This window comes from Mycobacterium sp. GA-1285 (assembly GCF_001499905.1).
GTDB lineage: Bacteria > Actinomycetota > Actinomycetes > Mycobacteriales > Mycobacteriaceae > Mycobacterium.
Window position 1 is genome coordinate 53,368 of record NZ_LQIS01000012.1, and the last position, 25,402, is coordinate 78,769.

Annotated in this window: 17 protein-coding genes and 1 pseudogene; 12 read left to right on the forward strand and 6 right to left on the reverse strand. The window is 66.7% G+C overall.

Annotated features, from left to right (window positions below; translation table 11 throughout):
- Positions 1 to 89: 89 nt before the first annotated feature.
- The 5 genes and pseudogenes from AU193_RS09125 to narI all read left to right on the forward strand — a co-directional run.
- Positions 90 to 1,268 (forward strand): NarK/NasA family nitrate transporter, encoded by a 1,179-nt coding sequence (locus AU193_RS09125; RefSeq protein WP_256364335.1) that lies wholly within the window; start codon positions 90 to 92, stop codon positions 1,266 to 1,268.
- Entirely contained in the window at positions 1,265 to 4,960 is a 3,696-nt protein-coding gene (locus AU193_RS09130) for a nitrate reductase subunit alpha (RefSeq protein ID WP_064422048.1), read from the forward strand. The genes AU193_RS09125 and AU193_RS09130 overlap by 4 nt, the downstream gene beginning before the upstream one ends.
- Entirely contained in the window at positions 4,957 to 6,624 is a 1,668-nt protein-coding gene (narH, locus tag AU193_RS09135) for a nitrate reductase subunit beta (RefSeq protein ID WP_064422049.1), read from the forward strand. The genes AU193_RS09130 and narH overlap by 4 nt, the downstream gene beginning before the upstream one ends.
- Positions 6,621 to 7,274 (forward strand): nitrate reductase molybdenum cofactor assembly chaperone, encoded by a 654-nt coding sequence (gene narJ, locus AU193_RS09140; protein ID WP_064422050.1) that lies wholly within the window; start codon positions 6,621 to 6,623, stop codon positions 7,272 to 7,274. Before narH ends, narJ begins: the two co-directional genes overlap by 4 nt.
- Positions 7,273 to 8,007 (forward strand): annotated as a pseudogene (gene narI / locus AU193_RS09145) (respiratory nitrate reductase subunit gamma); the annotation flags it as partial. The gene narJ and the pseudogene narI, both read left to right, overlap by 2 nt.
- 1 nt (position 8,008) lies before the next feature.
- Here narI and AU193_RS09150 read toward each other — a convergent pair.
- Entirely contained in the window at positions 8,009 to 8,671 is a 663-nt protein-coding gene (locus tag AU193_RS09150) for a metalloregulator ArsR/SmtB family transcription factor (protein ID WP_064422052.1), read from the reverse strand.
- Positions 8,672 to 8,763: 92 nt separating this feature from the next.
- On the opposite strand from AU193_RS09150, the gene AU193_RS09155 reads away from it, so the two are divergent.
- On the forward strand, positions 8,764 to 9,216 hold the full coding sequence (locus AU193_RS09155; RefSeq protein WP_064422053.1) for a DoxX family protein: 453 nt from the start codon (positions 8,764 to 8,766) through the stop codon (positions 9,214 to 9,216).
- Position 9,217: 1 nt separating this feature from the next.
- On the opposite strand, the gene AU193_RS09160 is transcribed toward AU193_RS09155, so the two are convergent.
- Positions 9,218 to 11,617 carry a glycoside hydrolase family 3 N-terminal domain-containing protein gene (locus AU193_RS09160; protein ID WP_064422232.1) on the reverse strand — a complete coding sequence of 800 codons (2,400 nt, stop codon included), beginning with the start codon at positions 11,615 to 11,617 and terminating at the stop codon, positions 9,218 to 9,220.
- 145 nt (positions 11,618 to 11,762) lie between these two features.
- Here AU193_RS09160 and fdxA point away from each other — a divergent pair, with 145 nt between their 5' ends.
- From fdxA to AU193_RS09175, 3 genes are all read left to right on the forward strand, one after another.
- Positions 11,763 to 12,101, forward strand: coding sequence for a ferredoxin (gene fdxA, locus AU193_RS09165; RefSeq protein ID WP_064422233.1), 339 nt, complete (start codon positions 11,763 to 11,765; stop codon positions 12,099 to 12,101).
- Between the two features lie 90 nt (positions 12,102 to 12,191).
- Positions 12,192 to 13,601, forward strand: a complete 1,410-nt coding sequence (locus tag AU193_RS09170) for a wax ester/triacylglycerol synthase family O-acyltransferase (RefSeq protein WP_064422054.1) — start codon at positions 12,192 to 12,194, stop codon at positions 13,599 to 13,601.
- 5 nt (positions 13,602 to 13,606) lie between these two features.
- Positions 13,607 to 14,041 carry a pyridoxamine 5'-phosphate oxidase family protein gene (locus AU193_RS09175; protein WP_064422234.1) on the forward strand — a complete coding sequence of 145 codons (435 nt, stop codon included), beginning with the start codon at positions 13,607 to 13,609 and terminating at the stop codon, positions 14,039 to 14,041.
- Between the two features lie 9 nt (positions 14,042 to 14,050).
- On the opposite strand, the gene otsB is transcribed toward AU193_RS09175, so the two are convergent.
- Complete coding sequence (otsB, locus tag AU193_RS09180; protein WP_064422055.1) at positions 14,051 to 17,755, reverse strand: trehalose-phosphatase; 3,705 nt, start codon at positions 17,753 to 17,755, stop codon at positions 14,051 to 14,053.
- 169 nt (positions 17,756 to 17,924) lie between these two features.
- On the opposite strand from otsB, the gene ppsA reads away from it, so the two are divergent.
- On the forward strand, positions 17,925 to 20,249 hold the full coding sequence (ppsA, locus tag AU193_RS09185) for a phosphoenolpyruvate synthase (protein WP_064422056.1): 2,325 nt from the start codon (positions 17,925 to 17,927) through the stop codon (positions 20,247 to 20,249).
- A 17-nt stretch (positions 20,250 to 20,266) separates the two neighbouring features.
- Here ppsA and AU193_RS09190 read toward each other — a convergent pair whose 3' ends face one another.
- Positions 20,267 to 21,157: a universal stress protein gene (locus AU193_RS09190; protein WP_064422057.1), complete on the reverse strand. Its 891-nt coding sequence runs from the start codon at positions 21,155 to 21,157 to the stop codon at positions 20,267 to 20,269.
- Positions 21,158 to 21,338: 181 nt separating this feature from the next.
- Between AU193_RS09190 and AU193_RS09195 the strand changes: the two genes are divergently transcribed.
- A complete protein-coding gene (locus AU193_RS09195; RefSeq protein ID WP_064422058.1) occupies positions 21,339 to 22,400 on the forward strand; it encodes a hypothetical protein in 1,062 nt (353 codons plus the stop codon).
- Positions 22,401 to 22,488: 88 nt separating this feature from the next.
- Entirely contained in the window at positions 22,489 to 23,139 is a 651-nt protein-coding gene (locus tag AU193_RS09200; RefSeq protein WP_064422059.1) for a response regulator transcription factor, read from the forward strand.
- Positions 23,140 to 23,270: 131 nt separating this feature from the next.
- Here the strand turns inward: AU193_RS09200 and AU193_RS09205 are convergent, their stop codons facing one another.
- Together AU193_RS09205 and AU193_RS09210 are read right to left on the reverse strand one after the other, a co-directional pair.
- On the reverse strand, positions 23,271 to 24,257 hold the full coding sequence (locus AU193_RS09205) for an NAD(P)H nitroreductase (RefSeq protein ID WP_064422060.1): 987 nt from the start codon (positions 24,255 to 24,257) through the stop codon (positions 23,271 to 23,273).
- A gap of 54 nt (positions 24,258 to 24,311) precedes the next feature.
- A complete protein-coding gene (locus AU193_RS09210; RefSeq protein ID WP_172798256.1) occupies positions 24,312 to 25,307 on the reverse strand; it encodes a nitroreductase family protein in 996 nt (331 codons plus the stop codon).
- Positions 25,308 to 25,402 lie beyond the last annotated feature (95 nt).

The window sequence follows — 25,402 nt, forward strand, 5'->3', positions numbered from 1 at the left end:
CACGCGAAAGCCACGCGCACGTCTTCGACACATGGTTGTCTGGATGAGTGAACACGGCGGTCGCGCCGGACACGGGCGCTCGACGCACACTGAACTTGGCACTGGCGACGTGGGTCTCGGCCATCAACTTCTGGGCGTGGAACATGATCGGCCCGCTGTCCACCACGTACGCCGGCGATCTGTCGCTGAGCAGCGCCGAGGCCTCGATGCTGGTGGCCACACCGATCCTGGTGGGCGCGCTGGGGCGGATCGTCGTGGGTTCGCTGACCGACCGGTTCGGCGGCCGCGCGTTGTTCATCGCGATCTCCCTGATCTCGATCGTGCCGGTGCTGGCGGTCGGCGCCGCAGGTTCGGCGGGGTCGTATCCGATGCTGCTGGTGTGCGGCTTCTTCCTGGGTATCGCGGGGACGATCTTCGCCGTCGGGATTCCGTTCGCCAACAACTGGTATGACCCGTCGCGCCGCGGATTCGCCACCGGGGTCTTCGGGATGGGGATGGTGGGCACCGCGCTCTCGGCGTTCTTCACGCCGCGGTTCGTCGGATGGTTCGGGCTGTTTCCCACCCATGTGATCATTGCGGTCGCGTTGGCGCTGACCGCGGGGGTGTGCCTGCTGGTGATGCGCGACTCACCGACCTTTGCCCCCAATACCGACCGGGTGCTGCCCAAGTTGAAGGCGGCGGCCAAGCTTCGCGTCACGTGGGAGATGTCGTTCCTCTACGCGATCGTGTTCGGCGGGTTCGTGGCGTTCAGCAACTATCTGCCCACCTACATCAAGACGATCTACCACTTCTCCGCCGTCGACGCCGGCGCGCGCACGGCGGGGTTCGCACTGGCCGCCGTCCTCGCGCGTCCGGTCGGCGGGGCGCTGGCCGACCGCATCGCGCCGAAGTACGTCGTGCTGGGCTCCTTCGGCGGCACCGCACTGATGGCGCTGATCGCCATGCTGCAACCGCCGCCGGACGTGTGGTCAGCCGTCACGTTCATCGCGCTGGCGGTGTTCCTCGGCATCGGCACCGGCGGCGTGTTCGCATGGGTGGCCCGCCGGTCACCGCCGAAGTCCGTCGGCTCGATCACCGGAATCGTCTCGGCCGCCGGTGGTTTGGGCGGCTACTTCCCGCCGCTGGTGATGGGCTCGACCTACGACGCGGTCGAGAACGACTACTCCGTCGGCTTGATCCTGCTCGTGGCGACCGCGCTGATCGCGTTCGCCTACACCGCACTGCGGCTGCACGCTCACGAGCCGCAACCGAAGGAGGCCACACGGTGACGATCACTCCGCCGCACATCGGCGGCCCGATCGAAGAACTGCTCGAGCGCAGCGGCCGATTCTTCACTCCCGGTGAGGCTTCCGACGACGGGCGGACCATCCACCGTCGTGGGGGACGCGAAGGCGACATCTTCTACCGCGACCGATGGAGCCACGACAAGGTGGTCCGCTCCACGCACGGCGTGAACTGCACCGGTTCGTGCTCGTGGAAGATCTACGTCAAGGACGGCATCATCACCTGGGAGACCCAGGAGACCGATTACCCGTCGGTGGGGCCGGACAGACCGGAGTACGAGCCGCGCGGTTGTCCGCGCGGCGCGGCGTTCTCCTGGTACACCTATTCGCCGACGCGGGTGCGTTACCCGTACGCGCGTGGCGAACTCGTCCGGATGTACCGCGAGGCGAAGTCGCGTCTGTCGGATCCGGTCTTCGCGTGGGCCGACATCCAGAACGACCCCGAACGCCGCCGCCGCTACCAACGGGCCAGGGGCAAAGGCGGTCTGGTGCGGGTCAGTTGGGCCGAGGCGACCGAGATGATCGCGGCCGCCCACGTGCACGCGATCAAGCGCTACGGGCCCGACCGGATAGCGGGGTTCTCCCCCATTCCCGCGATGTCCATGGTGTCCTTCGCCGCAGGGTCGCGCTTCATCGAACTGCTCGGCGGCGTGATGACGTCGTTCTACGACTGGTACGCCGACCTTCCCGTGGCCTCCCCGCAAGTCTTCGGCGACCAGACCGACGTACCGGAATCCGGCGACTGGTGGGACGCCTCGTATCTCATGATGTGGGGTTCCAATGTGCCGGTCACCCGCACGCCGGACGCGCACTGGATGACCGAGGTGCGCTACCGCGGCACGAAGGTCGTCAGCGTCAGCCCCGACTACGCCGACAACACCAAGTTCGCCGACGAGTGGATGCCGTGCGCAGCGGGCACCGACGGTGCGTTGGCCATGGCGATGGGCCACGTGGTGCTGTCGGAATTCTTTGTCAGACAGCGCGTTCCGTTCTTCGTCGACTACGTCCGCAAGTTCACCGATCTACCGTTCCTGGTCAAGCTCGAGGACCGCGACGGCCGGCTCGTTCCCGGCAAGAACCTGACCGCGGCCGACCTCGGCGGTGAAGCGGCGGCACAGGAGAACGCGGCGTTCAAACCGGTGTTCCTCGACGCGGCCACCGACTCCGTCGCCGTTCCACACGGCTCACTGGGATTCCGCTTCGGCGACGACGGCGTCACCAAGTGGAACCTCGAACTGGGTGACCTCGTACCGGCGTTGACGGTGCTGTTCACCGAGGGCGGCGAAACAGCCGAAATCACGCTGCCGCGCTTCGACACCTTCGACGGCCACGGCGAGACGCTGGTTCGCGGCGTGCCGGTGCGACGGGCCGGCGAACACCTGGTGTGCACGGTGTTCGACCTCATGCTGGCGCAGTACGGCGTGGCCCGACCCGACCTGCCCGGCGACTGGCCCGCCGGCTACGACGATCCCAAGCCGTACACCCCGGCCTGGCAGGAGGCGATCACCGGAGTGGCCGCGTCCCAAGCGATTCGGATCGCTACCGAGTTCGCGCGCAACGCCGAGGAATCCGGTGGCCGGTCGATGATCATCATGGGCGCCGGGATATGCCAGTGGTTCCACGGCGATGCCACCTACCGGGCGGTGCTGGCGCTGGTGTTGCTGACCGGTGCGATGGGCCGCAACGGCGGCGGCTGGGCGCACTATGTCGGGCAGGAGAAGTGCCGCCCCGTGACGGGATGGTCGGCGCTGGCCATGGCCACCGACTGGGCGAGGCCGCCGCGACAGATGCCGGGCACCTCGTACTGGTACGCCCACACGGATCAGTGGCGTTACGACGGCTACCGGGCCGACGCGCTGTCCAGCCCGCTGGGCCGCGGCCGGTTCCGGAACCGCCACACCATGGATGTGCTCGCCGCGTCGACCGCGATGGGCTGGAGCCCGTTCTATCCCCAGTTCGACCGCTCGAGTCTCGACGTCGCCGACGAGGCCCGCGCCGCCGGTCAGGACATCTCCACCTATGTCACCGAGAAGCTCGCCGAAGGCCGGCTCAAACTCGCAGTCACCGACCCGGACAACCCGGCGAACTGGCCTCGGGTGCTGTCGGTCTGGCGGGCCAACCTGCTGGGCTCGTCGAGTAAGGGCAACGAGTACTTCCTGCGTCATCTGCTCGGCACCGACTCGAATCTTCGAGCCGAGCCGACGCCGGAAGCGATGCGGCCCAACGACATTACGTGGACGGACGAGATCCCCGAGGGCAAGCTCGACATGCTGATGTCGATCGACTTCCGAATGACCTCGACGACGTTGTTGTCCGACGTGGTGCTGCCCGCGGCCACCTGGTACGAGAAGCACGACCTGTCCAGCACCGACATGCACCCTTACGTGCACGCGTTCAACCCGGCCGTCGACCCGCCCTGGGAAACCCATTCCGACTTCGAGGCGTTCGGCGCGATCGCCCGGGTGTTCAGCGCGCTGGCGGCCAAGCATCTGGGTGTGCGCTCCGATGTGGTGCTCGGCGCGATGCAGCACGACACACCCGGCGCGATGGCGTATCCCGGTGGCGTGGAGAAGGATTGGCGCGCCGACGGGAGCATCCCGGTACCCGGTAAGACGATGGCCCCGATGGCGGTGGTGGAGCGTGACTACCCGGCGGTCGCCGAGAAGTGGGCGGCGTTGGGGCCGCTCGTGGAGAAACTGGGGCTGACCACCAAGGGTGTCACCGTCCGTCCCGACAAGGAGGTCGACGAGCTGGCGGCCAAGTTCGGTGTGATGAACTCCGGTCGCGCTCAGGGACGTGCGGCGATCAACACCGCAGAACGGATGGCCGAGGCCATTCTGGCGCTGTCCGGGACCAGCAACGGACGGCTGGCCGTCGAGGGGTTCCGCGAATTGGAGCGGCGGACCGGGCGCCGACTGGTCCATCTGGCCGGCGGCAGTGAGGAGCGCCGCATCACGTTCGCCGACACCCAGGCGCGGCCGGTTCCGGTGATCACCAGCCCGGAGTGGTCGGGCAGCGAGACCGGTGGGCGCCGCTATGCACCCTTCACCGTCAACATCGAGGAGCTCAAACCGTTTCACACGCTGACCGGCCGGATGCACTTCTATTTGGACCACGACTGGCTGGAGGAACTCGGCGAGCAGTTGCCGATCTACCGTCCGCCGCTGGACATGTCGCGGTTGTTCGGCGAGTCGGCGGTGGGTGAGCGCGACGGTGTGGCGCTGACGGTCCGTTACCTGACGCCGCATTCGAAGTGGTCGATCCACTCGGAGTACCAGGACAACCTGTTCATGCTGTCGTTGTCGCGCGGGGGGCCGACGATGTGGATGAGCCCGGCCGATGCGTCCAAGATCGCGGTGCGCGACAACGACTGGGTGGAGGCGGTGAACCGCAACGGCGTGTTGGTGTGCCGGGCCATCGTGTCACACCGGATGCCTGAGGGCGTGGTGTTCGTCTACCACGTGCAGGAGCGGGTGATCGACGTGCCGCTCAGCGAGACGACCGGGAAGCGCGGCGGTATCCACAACTCGCTGACCCGGCTGCTGATCAAGCCGAGCCATCTGGCAGGCGGATACGCCCAGATGGCGTTCGCGTTCAACTATCTCGGGCCGACCGGCAACCAGCGCGACGAGGTGACCGTCGTCCGGCGGCGCAGCCAGGAGGTGGTCTACCAATGAAAGTCATGGCGCAGATGGCGATGGTGATGAACCTCGACAAGTGCATCGGCTGCCATACCTGCTCGGTGACCTGCAAACAGGCCTGGACCAATCGGCCCGGTACCGAGTACGTCTGGTTCAACAACGTCGAAACCCGCCCAGGACAAGGCTATCCGCGAACCTATGAGGATCAGGAGCGGTGGCGTGGCGGATGGATACGCGACCGCAGAGGTCGGTTGAGGCTGCGCGACGGCGGCCGGCTGAACAAACTGTTGCGGATCTTCGCGAACCCCAAGATGCCCAGCATCAACGACTACTACGAGCCGTGGACCTACGACTACGAAAACCTGACGAACGCACCTCTGGGCGAGCACATGCCGGTGGCGCCGCCCCGGAGCCTGATCAGCGGTGAGCCGATGAAGGTCGAATGGTCGGCGAACTGGGACGACAACCTCGGCGGCTCACCGGAGATCGTGTCCGGAGATCCGGTGCTGCGCAAGGTCAACGAGCAGGTCCGCCTCGAACTCGAGCAGACGTACATGTTCTACCTGCCGCGGATCTGCGAGCACTGCCTGAATCCCTCGTGCGTCGCGTCGTGCCCGTCGGGGGCGCTCTACAAGCGCTCCGAGGACGGCATCGTCCTCGTCGACCAGGACCGCTGCCGGGGCTGGCGAATGTGTGTCTCCGGATGTCCTTACAAGAAGGTGTATTTCAACCACAAGACCGGTAAGGCCGAGAAGTGCACGTTCTGCTACCCGCGCATCGAGGTCGGCTTGCCGACGGTGTGCTCGGAGACCTGCGTCGGCCGGCTGCGGTATCTGGGCCTGGTGTTCTACGACGTCGACCGGGTACTCGAGGCGGCGGCGACCGAGAACGACACCGACCTGTACGAAGCGCAGAAGTCGATCATCCTCGACCCGCACGATCCCGAGGTCATCGCGGGCGCCCGCGCGGAGGGCATCTCCGAGGAGTGGATCGAGGCCGCCCAACGCTCACCGGTGTACGCACTGATCCACCGCTTTCAGGTCGCGCTGCCACTGCATCCCGAGTACCGGACCATGCCCATGGTCTGGTACATCCCGCCCCTGTCCCCCGTGGTCGACGCGGTCGCCCGCGACGGCCATGACGGCGAGGCACTCGGAAACCTGTTCGGTGCCCTGGAGGCGCTGCGCATCCCGATCGAGTACCTCGCCGGGCTGTTCACCGCCGGGGACACCGCGGTGGTGGAAGGCGTGCTGCGACGCCTTGCCGCGATGAGGTCCTACATGCGCGACATCAACCTGGGGCGGCAGACCCAACCGCACATCCCCCAGGCGGTCGGCATGTCCGAGGAACAGATCTACGAGATGTACCGCCTGCTCGCCCTCGCGAAATACGAAGAGCGCTACGTCATTCCGACCGCATACATCGCCGATGCCCACGCCCTGGAGGCGCAGGCGCTCGAGGAGCCCGGCTGCTCACTGTCCTTCGAGGGCGGACCCGGCATGTACGAGTCGGGTCCGTTCGGTGAGGCCAGCGGCGCCCCGGTGCCCGTCGCGGTCGAGAGCTTCCATGCGCTGCACCATCGCCAGACGAGTGAGGGCATCGCGGTCACCGAGTCGCGCCCGTCGCGGGTGAACCTGCTCAACTGGGACGGCCGGGGCGAACCCAGTGGAATCTTTCCCGAGCGGAGCGCAGATCGATGAAACTGCTCCGGAGCAGACGGGAATCCACCCTCGAACATCGCCTCGTGTGGCAGGCGGCCGCCTTGCTGCTGACCTATCCGGACGAGCAGCACGCCGAGCGGCTGACCACCGTCGAGGAAATGCTGAACCACCTCCCGGCCGCGCACGCAAACCTCCTCGCGAGCACCGTCACGGCGTTGCGGACCAAGGACCCGATGCAGGCGCAGGTCGACTATGTGGACACCTTCGACATGCGACGGCGCACCACGATGTATCTGACGTACTGGACGGCGGGAGACACCCGCAACCGCGGCAACCACATGCTGGCGTTCGCTCGCGCCTACCGGCAGGCCGGCGTCGACCCGCCACGACGCGAGGCCCCCGACTACCTGCCGGTGGTGCTGGAGTTCGCCGCGACCGTCGACCCAGAAGCGGGGCGGCGCCTGCTCGTCGAGCACCGGGCTCCGATCGACCTGCTGCGCGATGCGTTGGAGCAGTCCGCGTCCCCCTACGTACACGCCGTGGCCGCCGTCTGCAGCACCCTTCCGGCCCGGACCGAGCAGGACATCCAACGGGCTCAGCGGCTGGCCGCTGCCGGCCCACCGACCGAATCGGTTGGCCTGGAACCCTTTACATTGACCGTGCCGCCACGACGCGCGCAAGGAGTTTGACATGTCGGGCTGGGAGATCTTCTGGGATGTGGTGCCGTACGTGACGCTGGCGATCGTCGCGGTGGGGATCTGGTGGCGGTACCGCTACGACAAGTTCGGCTGGACCACCCGTTCGTCGCAACTGTACGAATCACGGCTGTTGCGCATCGGCAGCCCGATGTTCCACTTCGGTATTCTGGTGGTGATCGTCGGACACATCATCGGGTTGGTGATCCCTGAATCATGGACCGACGCAATCGGACTCAGCGATCACGCCTACCATGTCCAGGCGATGGTGCTCGGCGCGATCGCCGGTGTCACCACGCTGACGGGTATCGCGTTGCTGGTTTTCCGCCGCCGCACCACCGGCCCGGTGTTCCTCGCCACCACCGCCAACGACAAGGTGATGTATCTGGTCCTGGTGCTGGCCATCGTCGCGGGCCTGTCATGCACACTGATCGGCGCGACCCCTGTCGGCGCCGAGCACGACTACCGGCAGACGGTGTCGCCGTGGTTCCGGTCCATCTGGATCCTGCAACCGCGCGGCGACCTGATGGCCCAGGCGCCGCTGTGGTTCCACATCCACGTGATCATCGCGCTGGTGCTGTTCTGCCTCTGGCCGTTCACCCGGCTGGTGCACGTGTTCAGCGCACCGATCGGCTACCTGTTCCGGCCCTACATCGTCTATCGCAGCCGCGATGTCGTCGACGAGGGCGAGTTGGTCGGAGCGCGCCCGCATCGCCGCGGTTGGTGAGTCAGGCGCCGTGCACCAGCACGCAGCACCGGCCTTGCCGAGGGCTGAGTTCCGCACGCGCGCCGGGCGCTGAACTGCCGTCGATCACACCCTCGACCAGCTGGAGGTTCAGCCCGCAGACGACCTCCAGATGGTCCTTCGCCACCGAGTGAAACGGGCAGTTGCGCAAGGTGATAGAGCCGTCGGCATCCGATTGGGGTAGATATCCGCAGTCGCGCAGCGCGGCCACCATGTCACCGTCGGCGTCGACCGCAGCCTGCCGCCCGGTTGCGCGGGCGGCCGTGCTCAGGGCCGACCGCACCGCTCCCCCGGCGTCCTGCTCGATCGACGAGACCAGCAGCCGAGCGAGCAGCAGGTAGTCGCGCGGCGGGACGCTGACGACGATCTCGTCCGCGGTCCGGGTGTAGAGCTTGGCGGGGCGCCCGGCGCCGGGGCCGCCCCGCCCGGCGGGGCGCTGATAACTGACGGCAAGCAACCCCCCGTCGGCGAGTTTGTCCAAGTGATAGGCGGCCAGGGTGCGACCGATCCCGACTGCCGCGGCGGCCGCCTCCCTCGAGATCGGCTCGTCGCGCTCCACGACGTACTCGTACAGCCGACGGCGAACCGGATCGTCCAGGCTGGTCAATGCCGCCAAGGAGGCGGGGTCGGTGAACTGCGCGGCCACCGGGAAATTCTATCACCAAAAACTCTTGACAAAATCCGACAGGAGGTGTGCTCTAAAGGGCATAACATTTGTTTATAGAAAGGAACGGCGTCATGACCACCTCGAATGCGTCTTCGGTCGACCACTCGGCGAGCCCGCTGCTTCGCGCCCGCACCGATCCCGTCTACGCGGCCTACCTGATCCTGAGGGTGGGATTCACGGTGCTGCCGATCGTGATGGGCCTCGACAAGTTCACCAACGTGCTGACGAATTGGGAGGGTTACCTCGCGCCGTGGATCGTCGACCTCAGCCCGCTCACCGCGCACCAGACGATGTTGATCGTCGGCGTGATCGAGATCGTGGCCGGCATCGCGGTCGCGGTCAAACCGCGCTACGCCGCGTACGTCGTCGCGCTCTGGCTCGCGGGCATCATCGTCAACCTGTTGACCTATCCCGGCTTCTACGACGTCGCGATGCGCGACTTCGGTCTGCTACTGGGTGCGTTGACGCTCGGCAGGCTGGCCTCCGTGTACGACGCCCCGTTGCACACCCGGGTCACGCGATGAGCTAGGCGTCGACTGCCACGGAGGAGAAGAACGCCCGCTCGTCACCGCCGAAGATGCGTGTCTCGCCGGTGACGGTGACCATGGCACGAGCTCGAATGTCCATCGAGCTCGTGCCCACGCGCAACTCCACCGGACCCGGCTCCATGACGAGCTCGCCCGAAATACCCGTGTAGGCAAGAACACTCAACGGCAGCGTGAACATCACCGACTTGGACGCACCTGGCTCCAGGTCGACACGAGCGAACCCGACGAGCTGTTGGGCGGGCAACGTGACACCGGTCGCGGTGTCGGCGGCGTACAACTGCACGACATCGGATCCGCGTCGCTGGCCGGAGTTGGTGATGACGACGGTCGCGGTCACCGCGCCGCCCGTGTCGACGGTGTCGTTCGCGAGCTGCAGCGGACCGTAGCTGAACGTGGTGTAGCTCAAGCCGTGACCGAATCCGAACAGCGGCGTGGCGGCCATGTCGAGATAGCCGGTGTGGGGGTCCGCGTCGGTGCGCCGGTAGCCGCTGCCGGTTCTGTGGCCGTGATGGATCGGCACCTGGCCGACGTGCCACGGCATCGTGAACGGAAGCTTCCCAGCGGGATTCGTGACTCCGAAGATGGCATCGGCGAGCGCGGTGGCCTGGTGCGGACCGGCGTAGAACGCGGTCAGCACGGCGGGTAACTCGTCGATGACGCCGCCAAGCGCATACGGTCGTCCCATCGAGAGCACGGTGACGGTCGGCTTACCGACCGCGGTCACCGCCTCGATCAACGCCGCCTGCTGGGCGGGCAGGGTGATGTCGGCGGTGTCGGACCCTTCTCCCTCCGTGCGCGCGCCGGACCATGACGATCGTCCTCCCACGGCCAAGATGACGACGTCGGCTGCCTTGGCGGCGGCGACGGCGACGGCGATATCGACCGGCTCGGCCGGCGTCACACCCGTGCCGGCCACGGCGACCACCTCCGCGTGAGGCAGCAGTCGCCGGACCGCCTCCACCAGCGAGACGGCCGAGTAGTGGAACTCGATGTAGGAGCGGCGGTCCGTCGCGAACACCGGCCCGAGCTCGCCCGCGATCGCCACGAGCGCCTCGTGCGGCACGTCCCCGCCGAGTTCCATTCCCGCCATGGAGATTTCGCCGCCGGTTGCTCGCGCCTGGAGCATCTTGACCGCGTCGGCGAACGTGTAGGTCGAGAACCCCGACGCCACATCGTCGGCGTGGGGACCGATGACCGCGACCCGCCCGGCGTCGGTGCTCAGCGGCAGCAGGTCGTCGTCGTTCTTGAGCAGCGTCACGGCCTGTGCGGCCAGCCGGGCCGACAGGTCCGCGCCCTCACCTGCCAGCGACGTGATGGCGATCGGATCCTCCGGGACGTACGGGTCGTCGAACAGCCCGAGCGCGAACTTCTCACGCAGGACCCGGAGGACCGAGCGGTCCAGTACCGACTCGTCGATCCGGCCCCGCCGGACGGCCTCCGCCAACACCTGCCCGTAACCGAAGACTTCCGGCATCTCGACGTCCAGCCCCGCCGTCAGCGCCAGAGCGCCTGCGTCCTCGGCTGTTTCGGCCACCCGCTGCCTTGTCTGCAGAAACCCGATCGCAAAGTAGTCGGACACCGTCGTCCCGGTGAATCCCAGCTTGTCACGCAGCAAGGTCGTCAGCACCGCACGGGAGGCCGAGACCGGCACGCCGTCGACCTCGCTGTAACTGGGCATCACGCTCGCCAGGCCGGCCAAGCGGATGGCGGCCTCGAAAGGGCGGGCATAGACGTCGTGCAGTTCGCGGACCCCGACCACCGTCGCCGCCATGTTCTGTCCACCTTCGGTGACCCCGTAGCCGACGAAATGCTTACCGGTCGCCGAAACCCCCTGTGCCAGGTCGTACGTCTGCAGGCCGCGTGTGTACGCCACGCTCATCGCGCTGACGAGATAAGCGTCCTCACCGAACGTCTCGCCGACCCTGCCCCAGCGGGCATCTCGGGCGATGTCCATCACCGGTCCCAGCGCCTGGCGAAGGCCGACCGAGCGCAGCTGGCGACGAAGGAGATCCGTCATCTCCTCCACTGCCGCGGCGTCCCAACCCGCGGACAGCGCGATCGGGGAGGGGAATGCGGTGAAGCACGGCGCCACGACACCGCTCATCGCCTCGTTGTGGAAGATGGCGGGAATCTCTAGTCGGGTCTCCGTCACGAGGTAGCGCTGAATCTCGTTGACCGCCTTGGCGAGAACTTCAGGTGTCTTGTGGCCGATCATCCCCAGAGCGCAGACGTGCCCGATGCCCTTTCCGAGGAGGGCGTCGAGCCGGTCGCGGTTGGTTCCCTCCGGGGTGAAAAGCGCCAACGGGAACACCGAGGACAGCTGCATCGCCTTCTCGGCCACCGTCATCTGACGCAACAGATCTTCCGCACGTGCCATCGGGTCAGCCGCCACAGTGGTTCAGTATCCCGTCGCCGACGTGCGGACGGACCGGTTCCAGCGCGCTGCGCCAGGGTCATTGGTCCTCGAATCAACGGGCCTTCGCCCCGCGACGATCGGCCCCGGCGATTCCTACACTGCGGCCATGACCTACGTGATCAGTAGTGCGTGTGTGGACGTGATGCACAAATCGTGTGTGCCCGAATGCCCGGTCGACTGCATCTACGAGGGCGCGCGATCGCTGTACATCAATCCCGACGAATGCGTGGACTGCGGCGCGTGCAAACTGGCGTGCGAAGAGGGCGCGATCTACTTCGAGACGGATCTTCCCGACGACGAACTGCGCCACCTCGCCGACAACGCCGCGTTTTTCACCGAGATCCTTCCGGGCCGCGACGCGCCCGTGGGTTCACCCGGCGGCGCGGCCAAGCTCGGCCCGGTCGGCGCTGACACTCCCCTCGTCGCGGCGATGCCGCCCCGCTGATCACGCGAAAAAAAGACCTCGAAATAGGACCCGGTGAAGTAGGGACCTAAGGCCCTACTGCGCAATCGGCCGGTCGCCGAGAGTAAGGGTATGGAGCAGCTCACCACACTGGACGCGGGATTTCTACAGGCCGAGGACTCCGATCCTCACGTGAGCCTGGCGATCGGCGCCATCGCCGTCCTCGCCGGGCCGATGCCCCAATTCGATTCGCTTGTCGCCGATCTCGCCGAACGCGTATCGGCCGTACCCCGCTTTCGGCAGATCCTTCGCATCCGCCCGCTCGACCTCGGCGCACCGGAGTGGGTGGACGACGCGGCAGTCGACATGTCTCACCACATCCGCCGGGCGGCGCTGCCGCGGCCCGGCGACGATACGGCGCTGTTCCGCTGGGCCGCCGAGGTGATGGAGCGGCGCCTGGACCGCGACCGGCCCCTGTGGGAATGCTGGATCGTCGACGGTCTGGCGCACAACCGGTGGGCGATGCTGATGAAGATCCACCACTGCATCGCCGACGGGGTCGCTGCCACGCATCTGCTCGGGCACCTCTGCGACGGGTATGGCGGCGAGACGTTCGTGACGGCGTTGCACGCTGCTCAACCTGCGCCGAAACCGTGGCGGCTGCCCGCCTTGTCGCTCAACCCGGTCGATTGGATGACTTCGGCGTGGCGGACATCCCGCGATGTGACCTCCACCGCGACGCAGGCGCTGCACGGGGCCGTCGAGATCGCCGGTGGGCTGCTGCGGCCGGCTTCCTCGTCGTCGCTGACCGGTCCGGTGTCCGACATGCGCCGCTACGCCTCCGTCGAGGTGTCGATGCCCGATGTTCACCGCATCTGTGAGCGGTTCGACGTCACGGTCAACGACGTCGCGCTGGCGGCGATCACCGACAGCTTTCGCACGATCCTACTGCGTCGCGGCGAGAAGCCCGGGCGCACGTCGCTGCGCACCCTGGTCCCGGTGTCGGTGCGGTCCGCGGATGCGGCCGACGAACCCGACAACCGGGTCTCGGTGATGCTGCCCTACCTTCCTGTCGAGAAGGCCGACCCGATCCAGCAGTTGCAAGCCGTGCACGCTCGACTGGGCAAGTCCAAGACGAGCGGCCAGCGCGAGGCCGGAAACCTCTTCGTGTCCGCGGCCAACGCGATCCCCTTCCCGTTGACGGCGTGGGCAGTTCGGGCGCTGACCCGGCTACCGCAGCGCGGCGTCGTGACATTGGCGACCAATGTGCCCGGTCCCCGCAAGCGGATGCGGCTCAAAGGGCGCGAAGTCATTCGGCTGCTGCCGATTCCGCCGCTGGCTCTTCGGCTGCGGACCGGCATCGCGATCCTCAGCTACGCCGACCACCTCGCGTTCGGCATCATCGGTGACTACGACGCCGCACCTGACGTCAACGAGCTCGCCGATGGCATCGAACGAGCCATCACCCGACTGGCCGACCTGAGCAACGGTCACTGGCGTTGCACCCCCGTCGGCACCCTCGCTCTGGTCCAAGGAGGCTGATGACCATGGTCAAAGGTCAAGAACTGGAGACCCTCAACCGCAGGCAGTGTCTGGATCTGCTCGGCGGCGTGCGGGTGGGTCGGCTGGTCTTCACCGAGGACGCGTTGCCCGCGGTGCAGCCGGTGAACTTCCGGCTGTGGCGTGACGACGTGGTGATCCGCGTCGCCGGGGGTCCGAAGTTGCTCGCGGCCACCGACAATCAGGTTGTGGCGTTCGAGGCCGACGAATTGGATTCCGACCTGCGGACCGGCTGGAGTGTGGTGGTCGTCGGGCATGCCGATGAGATCAGCAGCATCGAAGAACTGACCGAAGTGGCGGGAACGTTCGTGCAGCCGTGGGTCAAAGGCACGCGTGATCACTTCGTGCGCATCCGCTCGGAGAGAATCACCGGACGGCGATTCCTTGAGCGCGACCACCCGCAGTATCGCCGGATCGGTTAGAGCGCAGCCTCAGTCCTGCCGATTCGACTCGGCGGGAAACCGGATGACGCTTCCGGGGGTCAGCGTCTGGACCCGCCCGCGGCATTCGATGACGACCGGCGGAACCTGCTGCGGCCCGACACTTACTTCGGCGCCACGCCCGCTGACCCTCAGGTGCAGGTGGTGGCCGCGATAGTGGAAGGGAAAACCGAGCGCGCCCAACGATTCCGGCCAGTACGGTGACAACACGATGCGGTTGCCACGCATTTCCAGACCGGTGAAACACCGCTGCATCAAGTCGACACTGCCCGCCATCGCGGCGAGGTGCACACCTTCCGATGTCGTGCCGCCCTGAATGTCGTCGACATCGGACTTGAGGACGTCGCGGAAGAAGTCCAGCGCGCGATCGCGGTTGGCCCGGGCAAGCACCCAGGAATGAACGACGGCACTGAGCGTCGAGCCGTGCGAGGTGCGGGCGATGTAGTAATCGACCATCACCGGAATCATCTGTGGGGCAAGGTGATAGCCGAGGTGGGTCAGCAGCTCGCGAAGTTCGTCCGACGACAGCAGGTACAGCAGCATGAGCGCGTCGGCCTGCTTGGAGGCACGGTACCGGTTGACGTCGTCTTGTTCTGCCTCCAGGATCCTGTCCAGGCGCTGGATGTTGCCGTAGCGGGCCCGATACGCCTCCCAGTCCAGTTCCTCGAGCGCGTCGTAGCCCTCGAACTGGCTGATCATCCCGTCGTGGAACGGTACGAACATGCGTCGACTCACATGATCCCAACGCTCGAGTTCGTGGTCGGTGAGCCCGAGCTTCTCGCGTAGGTCGAGGCGGTTGGGCAGCGGCATCTCCTGCAGAGCGTCGATCGCGCGCAGGATGACCCACACCGCCATCACGTTGGTGTAGGAGTTGTTGTCGACGCCGGTGAAGGGACGATCGGGATAGCCGGAATGGAACTCGTCGGGTCCGATCACGCCGAGAATCGAGTAACGACCGGTTTTCTCGTCGTAAGTGGTTCTGCTGACCCAGAACCGGGCGATCTCGATCAGCATCTCGGCCCCGTAGTCGATCAGGTAGGCCAGGTCGCCCGTGACCTGATAGAACTGCCACACGTTGTAGGCGACCGCGATACCGATGTGGTGCGCCAGATGGCTCGCATCGGGGTTCCACCGGCCCGACCGTGGGTTCAGATGCACTGACGGGCTTTCCTCGCGACCGTCGCTGCCCGACTGCCACGGGAACATCGCCCCCGCATAACCGGCCAGCTCCGCCGCGCGTCGGGCCTCTACCAGCCGCCGATACCGGTACCGCAACAGTGCCCGCGTGATCGTCGGGAACCTCAGATTCAGAACGGGGAAGATGAACAATTCGTCCCAGAAGATATGGCCGCGGTAGGCCTCCCCGTGCAGGCCCCGCGCGGGAACGCCGATGTCGAGGTCCTCGCTGTGCTGCGACACCGTCTGCACCAAGTGCAGCAGGTGAAGTCGCAAGATGCTCAATTCCTCTGGGTGACCGTCGAATTCGATGGACATGCGCTCCCAGATGTGCGCCCAGGCCAGCGTGTGCGCCTCTCGGATCTCGGCGAATCGGCCTTGTCGAGCCAACCGGCGTTCTGCGCCCGCGGCGGGATCCGACGTGGCGACGTCGCGGCCCGTCACCAGCGTCACGACCTTCTCGACGGTCAACGATTGGCCGTTGGCCATGTCGACGGAGACCTCGTGGCCGATCTCGAAGTCATCCTCGACCAGACGGTATTTCGCGACAGCGGGCTCCTCGCCCTGCCACACCGTGGTCCGGGCCGCGAGCGCGATGGGTATCTGTGACTGGTTGGTGCGTACCGTCATCAACACGGAGTTGTCGGCGAGTTCGGCGCTCTCGAGCGCCTCCACATGGTTGCTGGCCAGTCCGCGGTAGCGTTCCACTCCGCAATTGCAGACATCGCCGTCCAGCGTCGACCGGATCTCGATGACCCCGGACCAGTTCTCGGCCACGATCGTCGTCTCGAGCGCGGCGACGTGCGCCTGGTCCATCGACACCAACCGGTGCTGTGTCACCGAGGTGATGCGTCCGTCGTCATCGCTGAAGCGCAGGGCACGGGTCAGGGTCCCGCCGCGCAGGTCCAGGGTCTGACGGTAGGAGTGCAGCGTCACGGCGCCGACGTCGAACCAGTCGCCGCCGTCGATACGAAATGTCAGGGGAAGCCAGTTCGGAAGGTTCACCAGGCTTTCGTGTTCGAGCTTCTTGCCGGCCAGTTCGTCGTCGAGGCGGTTGTACACCCCCGCGGCGTACGTCGCCGGATAGTGGACCTGGCCGGCCTTCGACTCAGGAGCGGCACCGCGGGTGGCGAAGTAACCGTTGCCGACGGTGCACAGCGCCTCGCGCAGCTTCTCGGCCGGGGGGTCGAAACCGTCGAAGGTCAGGGTCCAGGCCACGTTCGAGGTGGCGTGCTGTAGCGCCAGCCAGCGACCCCCGCGGTCCAGGAATTCCCGGACCTGGTCGGGGTTCTCGAGCGTGAAGCTTGCCGCCGTCGGTCGATCGTGGTCCTCGTCGTGCCGCACCGCGATACCGATACCGCCGGCGCGAAGTGCGTCGAACGCGTCCTCGTCGGTGATGTCGTCACCGATGTAGATGGTGACCGAACGAGCCTCGTGCGGCAGCCGGTCGTGCACCCACTTCAGCGCCGAGCCCTTGTCCCAGTCGATGTCCGGGCGCAACTCGACCACCTTGCGCCCCGTCGTCACGCGAAGGCCGAATCGGGCACAGTAGTCGCGCGTCGCGGCGACGATCTCGGTCACCCGGTCGTCGGGCGCGTTGCGATAATGCACGGCAACGGCATATCGCTTGTGCTCGACGTGTGCCCCGGCGATGGAGCTCAATTGCTCGCGCAGCGAGTCGGCGGCCCGCTGCAGCGGGGCAACCGCGTCGGCGGCGGCGTCGTTGTGGTACTCGGTGCCGTCCGGTCCGACCATCTCGAAGCCGTGGCTGCCGGCATACCAGAGGCCCGGCACGCCGATCCGCGCGCGGACGTCGGCGAGATCCCGGCCGCTGAGGATGGCCACCGGGCACTGCTCGGCCAACGCGCTCAACGCCTCGGCGGCGCCGTCGACGAGCGTGGCGGCGTCGGGATCGTTGACGATTCCCGACAGGGTGCCGTCGAAGTCCAGGCAGACGAACGGCCGCCTCCCGTCGATGGCGCCGATCATCTGCCCGTACGTGTCGAGGGCGTTCGGCACGGTGGACAACCGCCGGTCCCCGGATCGCACGGTGACTTCGGAGAGGTCCGAGACGGCGGTATCGGCGCCGCTGCCGACGAGGTCTTCGGCCCGGTCGGCCCCGCCGACACCGATCACGAGCGCGAAACCGCCGCGATGGCCGGCCTGCACACCGGGTTCGGTGTGGTCGATGACCACCGCGCGCCCGGGTACCGTCCCCAGCCTGGCGCTGGCCTCCACCAGGACGGTCGGATCGGGCGTGTCGGGTGTTCCGAGCGCTTCGGCGACCGCGGCGTCGATGCTGACGGCGAAGAGGTCCTCCAAACCCGCGGCGGCCAGGATCTCGCCGGCATCGCGGGCCGCGGAGAACACGGCTGTCCCGAGCCCGGCGTCGACGAGCTTGCGCGCCAGGCTGACTGTCGAGGCGACGGGCCTGACCGAGGAGGTGTGGGTGACGACGGCGTCGAGATTGAAGAGCACGGCGTCGTGCAGGCGTGGGTCGATGATCACCGGTTTGTTCACGAGCCTGATCCGACTACCTTCCGACACACGCGCGGTAGGGCAGAAAGTCATTGGAGGTGTCTGGGACGAACCGGGTGACCTTGTGCCCTGCTGATTGCTGACTTAGGCCACATCGTATGCGGCCCTCGGACGCTAGGCCGCCGAAACATGAGGAAGCGAGGATGTCCTCATGAATCCTGACGGTTCCAAAGGTCTCGACAACTACGTCCGCGACATCGCGACGCTGCGCATCACCGACGCCGAAGAGGCCGGTGGCAAGGGCGCGAACATGGGTGAGCTGGTGGCGGCGCAGCTGCCCGTTCCACCAGGTTTCGTTCTGCTTCGCGACTGTTATCGCGACTCGATGCGCGCCGCCGGTGTCGACACCGAGCTGTCGGCGTTACACCGCGAGGCGGTGGCCAACGCCGCCGACACGACCCGCCTTTCCGAGATGTGCGAACGCATGCAGAGTCTCGTGAAAAAAGCCGGAGTATCGGATGCCGTGCGCGAGCGGATCCTGACGTTCTATCACCGGCTCGGTAACGGGGCGTTGGTCGCCGTTCGGTCCTCAGCCACCGGCGAAGACGGCAAGGACGCCTCGTTCGCCGGCATGAACGCCACCATCACCAATGTCAGCGGCGACGATGCCCTCGTCGACGCGGTGCTGCGCTGCTGGATGTCGTTGTTCAGCCCGCGCGTCGTCACCTATCGGGCCAGCCGCAACTTCACCGCCGACCCGGCGATGGCGGTCGTCGTCCAACTGATGATCAACTCCGAGAAGGCCGGGGTGGCGTTCACCGCCGACCCCAGCAACGGCGCCGAGGACCGCGTCGTCATCGAGGGCGCCTTCGGCCTGGGCGAGGTGGTGGTGTCCGGCGAGGTCGAGCCCGACACCTACATCATCTCGAAAGAGAACCTCGCCGTGCTCGATATCCGGTTGGGACACAAGGCATTCAAGATCGTGCGCGGTCCCGACGGTAACGACACCAACGTCGACCTCGACGACGCGCAGGCCGACGCCCGGGTGCTCGATGACCGCGAGCTGCACACGATCGCCGAGCTGGCGATTGCCACCGAACGCCACAACGGCTGCCCGCAGGACACCGAGTGGGCGATCGAGGGAGGCCGGACATATCTCGTACAGGCGCGGCCCATCACCACCTTGAAGCACACCGCGGCACCGTCGTCGGAGAAGCACGCCGTGCTCGCGCGCGGACTCGCCGCGGCGCCGGGCAGCGCGACCGGCAAGGTCCGGGTGCTCGACAACCCGGACGAGGGCAACCGACTTCTGGAGGGCGAGATACTCGTCGCGCAGATGACCAACCCGGACTGGCTGCCCACCATCCGGCGGGCCGCGGCCCTGGTCACCGACACCGGCGGCATGACGTGCCACGCCGCCATCGTCGCCCGCGAGCTCGGGGTGCCGTGCATCGTCGGTGCGCGCAGTGCGACAAAGGATCTGCACGACGGGACCACTGTCACCGTCGACGGAACCCACGGACGGGTCCTTGCCGGTCGAGTCGCCACCACCCCCGCGGTGACCGTTACGGCTCAACCCCAACCGGTGACCGTAACGCCTGACGAAGTGACCGGCACCAAGATCTACGTCAACATCGCGATGCCCGACAACGCCGAGACCGTCGCCGCCCAGGGCGTCGACGGCGTCGGGTTGCTGCGGGCGGAGTTCATGCTCACCGAGGCGCTGGGAGGACGCCACCCGCGCGACCTCATCACCCGCGGCGAGCAGGACACCCTGGTCGAGAAAATGGTGGCGTCGGTGGGGCGGATCGCCGCCGCCTTCGCGCCGCGTCCGGTCGTGTACCGGGCAACCGACTTCCGCAGCAACGAGTTCCGCGGTCTGGTCGGCGGCGAATCGTACGAGCCGGTGGAACACAACCCGATGATCGGTTACCGCGGCTGCTACCGCTACGTCAAGGAACCCGACCTGTTCGCCCTCGAGCTACAGGCGCTTGCGCGGGTGCGCGAACAGTCGCCGAACCTGCACCTGATGATCCCGTTCGTGCGCACCCGTTGGGAGCTCGAGGAGTGCCTCGTGCTGGTCGACTCCAGTCCCCTCGGCCGCCAGCGGGGATTTCACCGCTGGGTGATGGCGGAGGTGCCCTCCGTCGTGCATTGGCTACCCGAGTACATCGGGATGGGGATCGACGGAGTGTCCATCGGAAGCAACGACCTCACCCAACTGATGCTGGGTGTCGACCGCGACTCCGACATCTGCGCAGAGCTGTTCGACGAATCCGATCCGGCCGTTCTGGACGCGATCGGTCAAATCGTCAGTACCGCACGCAGATTCGGCATCACCTCCTCGTTGTGTGGTCAGGCGCCCTCGACCAACCCGGCGTTCGCCGAGCACCTGGTGCGCATGGGCATCACGTCGGTGTCGGTCAACCCGGATGCCGCCTCGGCGGCGCGGCGCACCGTCGCAGCCGCCGAGCGGCGGCTGATACTGGAGTCGACGCTGGCCGGTCGCACCGGCGGACCGGAACGCACGGGCTGAGAGGACGGCGCGCCGACTCAATTCCCCCGGGCGACGATGACCGGGACGCGAGCCGCCTCGGCGACCGCCGTGCTCACCGAGCCGAGCAGCATTCCCGCGAAGCCACCACGCCCGTGACTTCCGACGACGACCAGCTGCGCACGGTCCGACAGTTCCAGCAGCGTGCGTGCCGGACCCTCGACCTCCACCCGCTCGGTCACCTTCACGTCCGGGTACCGCTCCCGCCAACCTGCGAGGCGCTCGGACAGCGTCCTGCGAGCAGTCGCCAGCACGTCGGTCCAGTCCATGCTGGAGGCCGGCATGTCGGCGTCGCTGAAGACATGGAGGGCAACGAGATCGGCTCCCCGCCGGGAAGCTTCGTCGAACGCTATCGCGGTTGCCGATTCAGACGATCGTGAGCCGTCGATTCCGACCAGCACGGGAAGCCGTCTGGACGGCGCGTCCTCATCGTGAATGACCGCGACCGGGCACTGTGCATGATGGATCAGCCCGGAGCTGACGGAGCCCAACAGCGCGCGACGCAGTCCGGTCCGGCCCCGACAACCCACAACCACGAGCTCCGCCTCCCTCGAGGCGTCGAGGAGCGTCGGCACGGGCCAGCCGAAGAACATCTCACCGGTTACGGTCAACCGCTTCGCGTCCTCAGCGCTGTCCCTCGCCAGCTCGACAGCGTCTGCGAGAATGGTCCGCGCCTCGTCTTCCTGTTGCTCGAGGACTTGCTCCGGGATATGACCGGCAGGCCACGCGACCATGGCCGCCGCCACCGTCGATACGGAGTTGGCATGGACGACGGTGAGCGGAAGCTTACGCATGCTCGCGTCGCGGGCGGCCCATTTGATCGCTGCCTCCGCCGGGGCGGAGCCGTCGGTGCCGACCACGACACCGCGGCGCTTTTTCTCGTCGGCCATCCGAAAACCCCTCTCGCAGTCCCGGTTCGCCGGGCACGCATGGTGGCCTTCCCCGGCTATCCGAGTCGACCGTCACGACCGATGGTCGCTCTGCCGCGCCGCGGCAACCAGGGGCCGGAAGGCCCCGCGAAGGGGACCATTGGCCCTGGTATCACCGGCGCCCCCAGTCCACGATCGAGTCATGCATGACACCCTCGTCGACACCGACGTCATCACCAATGCCGTACGTGTGGCGTGCCGGGCGCCGTCATTGCACAACAGCCAGCCGTGGCACTGGACGATTGACGGTTCCTCGGTCGAGTTGTTCCTCGACAGGAACCGGGTCTTGTACTCGACCGATCGTTACGGACGCGAAGCACTGTTGAGTTGTGGTGCGGTACTCGACCACTTCGGGGTGGCGATGGCCGCAGCCGGATGGAGCGCCCACATCGACCGCTATCCGGATCCGAACGACACGGTGCACCTGGCGTCCGTCGATTTCTCCCCGATGACCGTCGTCACCGAATGGCACCGTCGTCGCGCTGACGCGATGTTGATTCGGCGCACAGATCGACTGCCCTTCGCAGAACCTCTGGACTGGGACACCATCGAGGCGCAGTTACGGCGAACCGTCACCTCCGAGCGCGTCCGCCTGGACGTGATCGCCGACGAACTGCGTGCCGAACTGGCCCAAGCCTCGCGGCTCACCGAGTCGCTGCGCTTCGACAACCCGTATTACCACGAGGAAATGCATTGGTGGACAGCTCCGTTCTCCGTGAGCGAAGGTATCCCCCCGGACGCTCTACCGACAGCGGCCGAGAGCGATCGCGTCGATGTGGGACGCAGTTTCCCCGTCTCCCACGACGAGCGGGACAGACGCCGGGCCTACGGTCAGGACAAGTCGAAAATCGTTGTGCTGTCGACCTATGACGACGACCGCGAGAGCGTACTTCGATGCGGAGAGATGCTGTCGGCGGTTCTGCTGGATGCCACCACTGCCGGACTGGCCACCTGCCCGCTGACACATATCACTGAGCTGAGAGCCAGCCGCGACATCGTGGCGTCGCTGATCGGTCAGCAGACAACGCCACAAGTACTGATCCGCATCGGGTCCTCGCCCACGTTGGAAGACCGACCGCCGGCGACGCCGCGGCGGCCGATCGCAGAGGTGCTGGAGATCAAACGGCGGCATCAGCCTCCGCCGAACGCGGCCCCGGCGGCGGATGACGGTGACGACGGCGATCCGCAGCCAGTCGAGCGATAACGGGGTGGTCGCCGCACTGTTCGGTCTTGATCTGCCAACCGCAGACCGTATTGTGAGACACCGTGGCTCAAACTCAGGTGAGACGTCGATGGTGAAGGTCTTCCTTGTCGATGACCATGAAGTAGTTCGGCGCGGTCTCATCGACCTCCTCAGCGCCGACCCGGAGCTGGAGGTGATCGGCGAGGCAGGGTCTGTGTCGCAGGCGATGGCGCGGATTCCCGCACTCCAACCCGATGTCGCTGTCCTCGATGTTCGACTCCCCGACGGAAACGGCATCGAGCTATGCCGAGACCTTCTCTCCCGTATGCCAGATCTGCGCTGCTTGATGTTGACGTCATTCACCTCCGATGAGGCGATGCTGGACGCGATACTCGCAGGCGCCAGCGGCTATGTCGTCAAGGACATCAAGGGCATGGAACTGGCACAGGCAGTGAAAGATGTGGGCGCCGGCCGTTCACTCCTGGACAACCGTGCCGCCGCCGCTTTGATGGCCAAACTGCGGGGGGCCGCTGAGCATTCCGACCCGTTGGCCAAGCTCAGCGACCAGGAACGGGTGTTGCTCGACTTACTGGGTGAGGGCCTGACGAACAAGCAGATCGCGGCCAGAATGTTTCTCGCCGAGAAGACGGTCAAGAACTATGTCTCACGGTTGTTGGCGAAGCTCGGTATGGAGCGACGCACGCAGGCAGCGGTCTACATTTCCAAGCTGGAGCGGTCTCACTCCGACCGCGATCTCTGAAGTCCGCTCACGACGGTCGCACCACAATCATTGGCATGCAGGCTGATTCAGCGGCCGAAGAATGGTGGCCGTTCATGCTTCTTCACCCGAACGATGGACTTCCTTCGACGATGCAACCGAGTCACCGCCTGTCACAACAGTGGTGACCCGTCGAGCCGCGCGGCGACGTCGGACAGCGGTCGTCGTGGAGTGGGCGGCAGCGGGTCGGCGTCCAGGAGCCCCCAACCGATCCGGAACAGCATCTGCGGGTGCAAGCCGCCATCGAAGACCTCCGTCCGAACAGCAGCGCGGGTCTCGCTGACCTCCAAGGGCTCTGTGATCGGGCAACTCGACATCCCGAGCGCGGTGGCAGTGAGGAGAACCAGGCTGGCCGCCTCGCCCGCACGAAGGCGTGAGAGCTCGCTGTCGTCGTCGGTGCCGAGAGCCAGGACCACCGCATTGTCGGTTTCCGCTTCGGACCCCGCGGGTTGAGACAGGCCCCCGCCCGCGAATGCGCGCGCCGAAATGCTGCCGTCACTCTTGGGCGCGCTACGCGCGGGCACCCCGGCGGTTGCCGCGTGCCTGCCGCTCCACGTCGCCAGCTCGGCGGCATAGCCGTGGTCGGCCGCATGGCGTCGCGCCGCCTCGCTCACGATCTTCCGCAACGCCGGAAGATCGTCGACCCGACGCAGTGTCACCCCGGTCGCAGCAGCTCTGCTCGTCATCAGATCGAGATCTGCTTGCGCAACCCTCGATGAGCCATACCGCCTGCGGTCGGTTCGACGTCGCGGAATGGCTGCGGCAAGCGCGATTTCGGCGTCTGTCGGTTTGTGCCGGTGAAGATCCAGTGCCGCGAGGTGATCCGAATCGTCGGGATTGGGAAATCTGTGGATCTCGGCTCGCCAGCCGAGAGCGGCAAAACCGATCTCGCAGTGGTTCAGTGAGGCGCCGCAACTGAGCATGAAGTCCCGGGCGTCCGGATCGGTGTTCGGCAGGTGTAGCCGACGGGCGGCGTAGAGGTGGACGCTCCGCTCGCCCGCGCGCCACCGCCATGGTTGGGTGTTGTGCACCGACGGCGCCTTCACCGCCAGCATCAGTGCGGAGCGGATCGTCTCGGAGTTCGGATGATGTGCGTTCATCCTATGAAGTCCCCGGTGACGCGCCGCTGCGGTGATCGACGGCCGACATGCCCATCACAAACTCGCTGCCACACCGTCGAGGGCGCCGACGACGTCTTCGAGAGGGCGTCGCGGCGTCGACGGCAGCGGATCCGCAGCGACAGGCGCCCAACCGACGCGGAACATCATCTGCGGGTGGTCCCGGCCGTCGAACACCTCGTCCATGAGCGCTTGGCGAGTGTCATCGATCTCGAGCGGCTCGGAGACCGGACAGCTCGCCAACCCCAAGGAGGTGGCGGTCAACAGCAGCAGGCTCGACGCCTCCCCGGCCCGCAGTCGGGCGAGGTCGTCATCGCCGGCAGTACCCAGCGCCAACAGGGTGGCGTGGTCGTCGCGAGCCGTTGCACCCTTCGGCTGGGCCAGCGTCCCGCCTGCGAACAGTCGACCGGGGATGGGCGCCGTCGGGTCGGATGGGGGGATGCTGCGCGCCGGCACGCCGGACGTCGCGGCATGCCTTCCACTCCAGACGGCGAGTTCGGCCAGGTATGCCTCATCATGGGCATGGCGCCAAACAGCCTCGGCCACAATCGCTTTGATATCGATGGACACCTCGACTCGTCGCATGACGATCCCCATTCTGGCGATCCGCACTCCGATCGTCGCGATGTCGGCCAGTGATACCGGCCAGGCGCTGTAGTGGCGGCGGTCGGTCCGGCGTTGCGGGATGGCGGCCGCGAGGGCGACGTCGGCGGCGCTGGGCTCCGAGGCGCTCAGTTCGAGCGATGCCAAGTGGTTGCGGTCGACCGGGTTGGGAAAGCGATGAACCTTCGCTCGCCACCCCACGGCGGCCAGCGCAACGGTGGCGTGATGCAGCGCCATTCCGCAGCTGACCATCAGGTCACGCTCGTCGGCATCCGTCTTCGGCAGGTGGCGCGATCGGTCAGCATAGAGATGCAGGCTTTCCTGTCCGATCTTCCAATGCCAAGGCTGCGAGTTGTGCACCGAAGGGGCACGGGTCGCCAACGACAACACCGTCCGGAGCGTCTCGTCATCGGGGAATTGGGCCGGCAGTACTTCGGGTACCTCAGAGAAAACGGTCATGTAACGAAGGATGCGCCGTCCGACGCGATCGAAACAGGGCAAGAAGTCCCCTTCTCGAGGTACTC

What these genes read in the sequence shown, in the direction of transcription:
- AU193_RS09205 (WP_064422060.1), bottom strand. Translation starts at nt 24,257, where the DNA reads ATGAACGCACATCATCCGAACTCCGAGACGATCCGCTCCGCACTGATG.
- ppsA (WP_064422056.1), top strand. Translation starts at nt 17,925, where the DNA reads ATGAATCCTGACGGTTCCAAAGGTCTCGACAACTACGTCCGCGACATC.
- AU193_RS09200 (WP_064422059.1), top strand. Translation starts at nt 22,489, where the DNA reads ATGGTGAAGGTCTTCCTTGTCGATGACCATGAAGTAGTTCGGCGCGGT.
- AU193_RS09170 (WP_064422054.1), top strand. Translation starts at nt 12,192, where the DNA reads ATGGAGCAGCTCACCACACTGGACGCGGGATTTCTACAGGCCGAGGAC.
- narH (WP_064422049.1), top strand. Translation starts at nt 4,957, where the DNA reads ATGAAAGTCATGGCGCAGATGGCGATGGTGATGAACCTCGACAAGTGC.
- fdxA (WP_064422233.1), top strand. Translation starts at nt 11,763, where the DNA reads ATGACCTACGTGATCAGTAGTGCGTGTGTGGACGTGATGCACAAATCG.
- AU193_RS09175 (WP_064422234.1), top strand. Translation starts at nt 13,607, where the DNA reads ATGGTCAAAGGTCAAGAACTGGAGACCCTCAACCGCAGGCAGTGTCTG.
- AU193_RS09195 (WP_064422058.1), top strand. Translation starts at nt 21,339, where the DNA reads ATGCATGACACCCTCGTCGACACCGACGTCATCACCAATGCCGTACGT.
- AU193_RS09190 (WP_064422057.1), bottom strand. Translation starts at nt 21,157, where the DNA reads ATGGCCGACGAGAAAAAGCGCCGCGGTGTCGTGGTCGGCACCGACGGC.
- AU193_RS09155 (WP_064422053.1), top strand. Translation starts at nt 8,764, where the DNA reads ATGACCACCTCGAATGCGTCTTCGGTCGACCACTCGGCGAGCCCGCTG.
- AU193_RS09160 (WP_064422232.1), bottom strand. Translation starts at nt 11,617, where the DNA reads ATGGCACGTGCGGAAGATCTGTTGCGTCAGATGACGGTGGCCGAGAAG.
- narJ (WP_064422050.1), top strand. Translation starts at nt 6,621, where the DNA reads ATGAAACTGCTCCGGAGCAGACGGGAATCCACCCTCGAACATCGCCTC.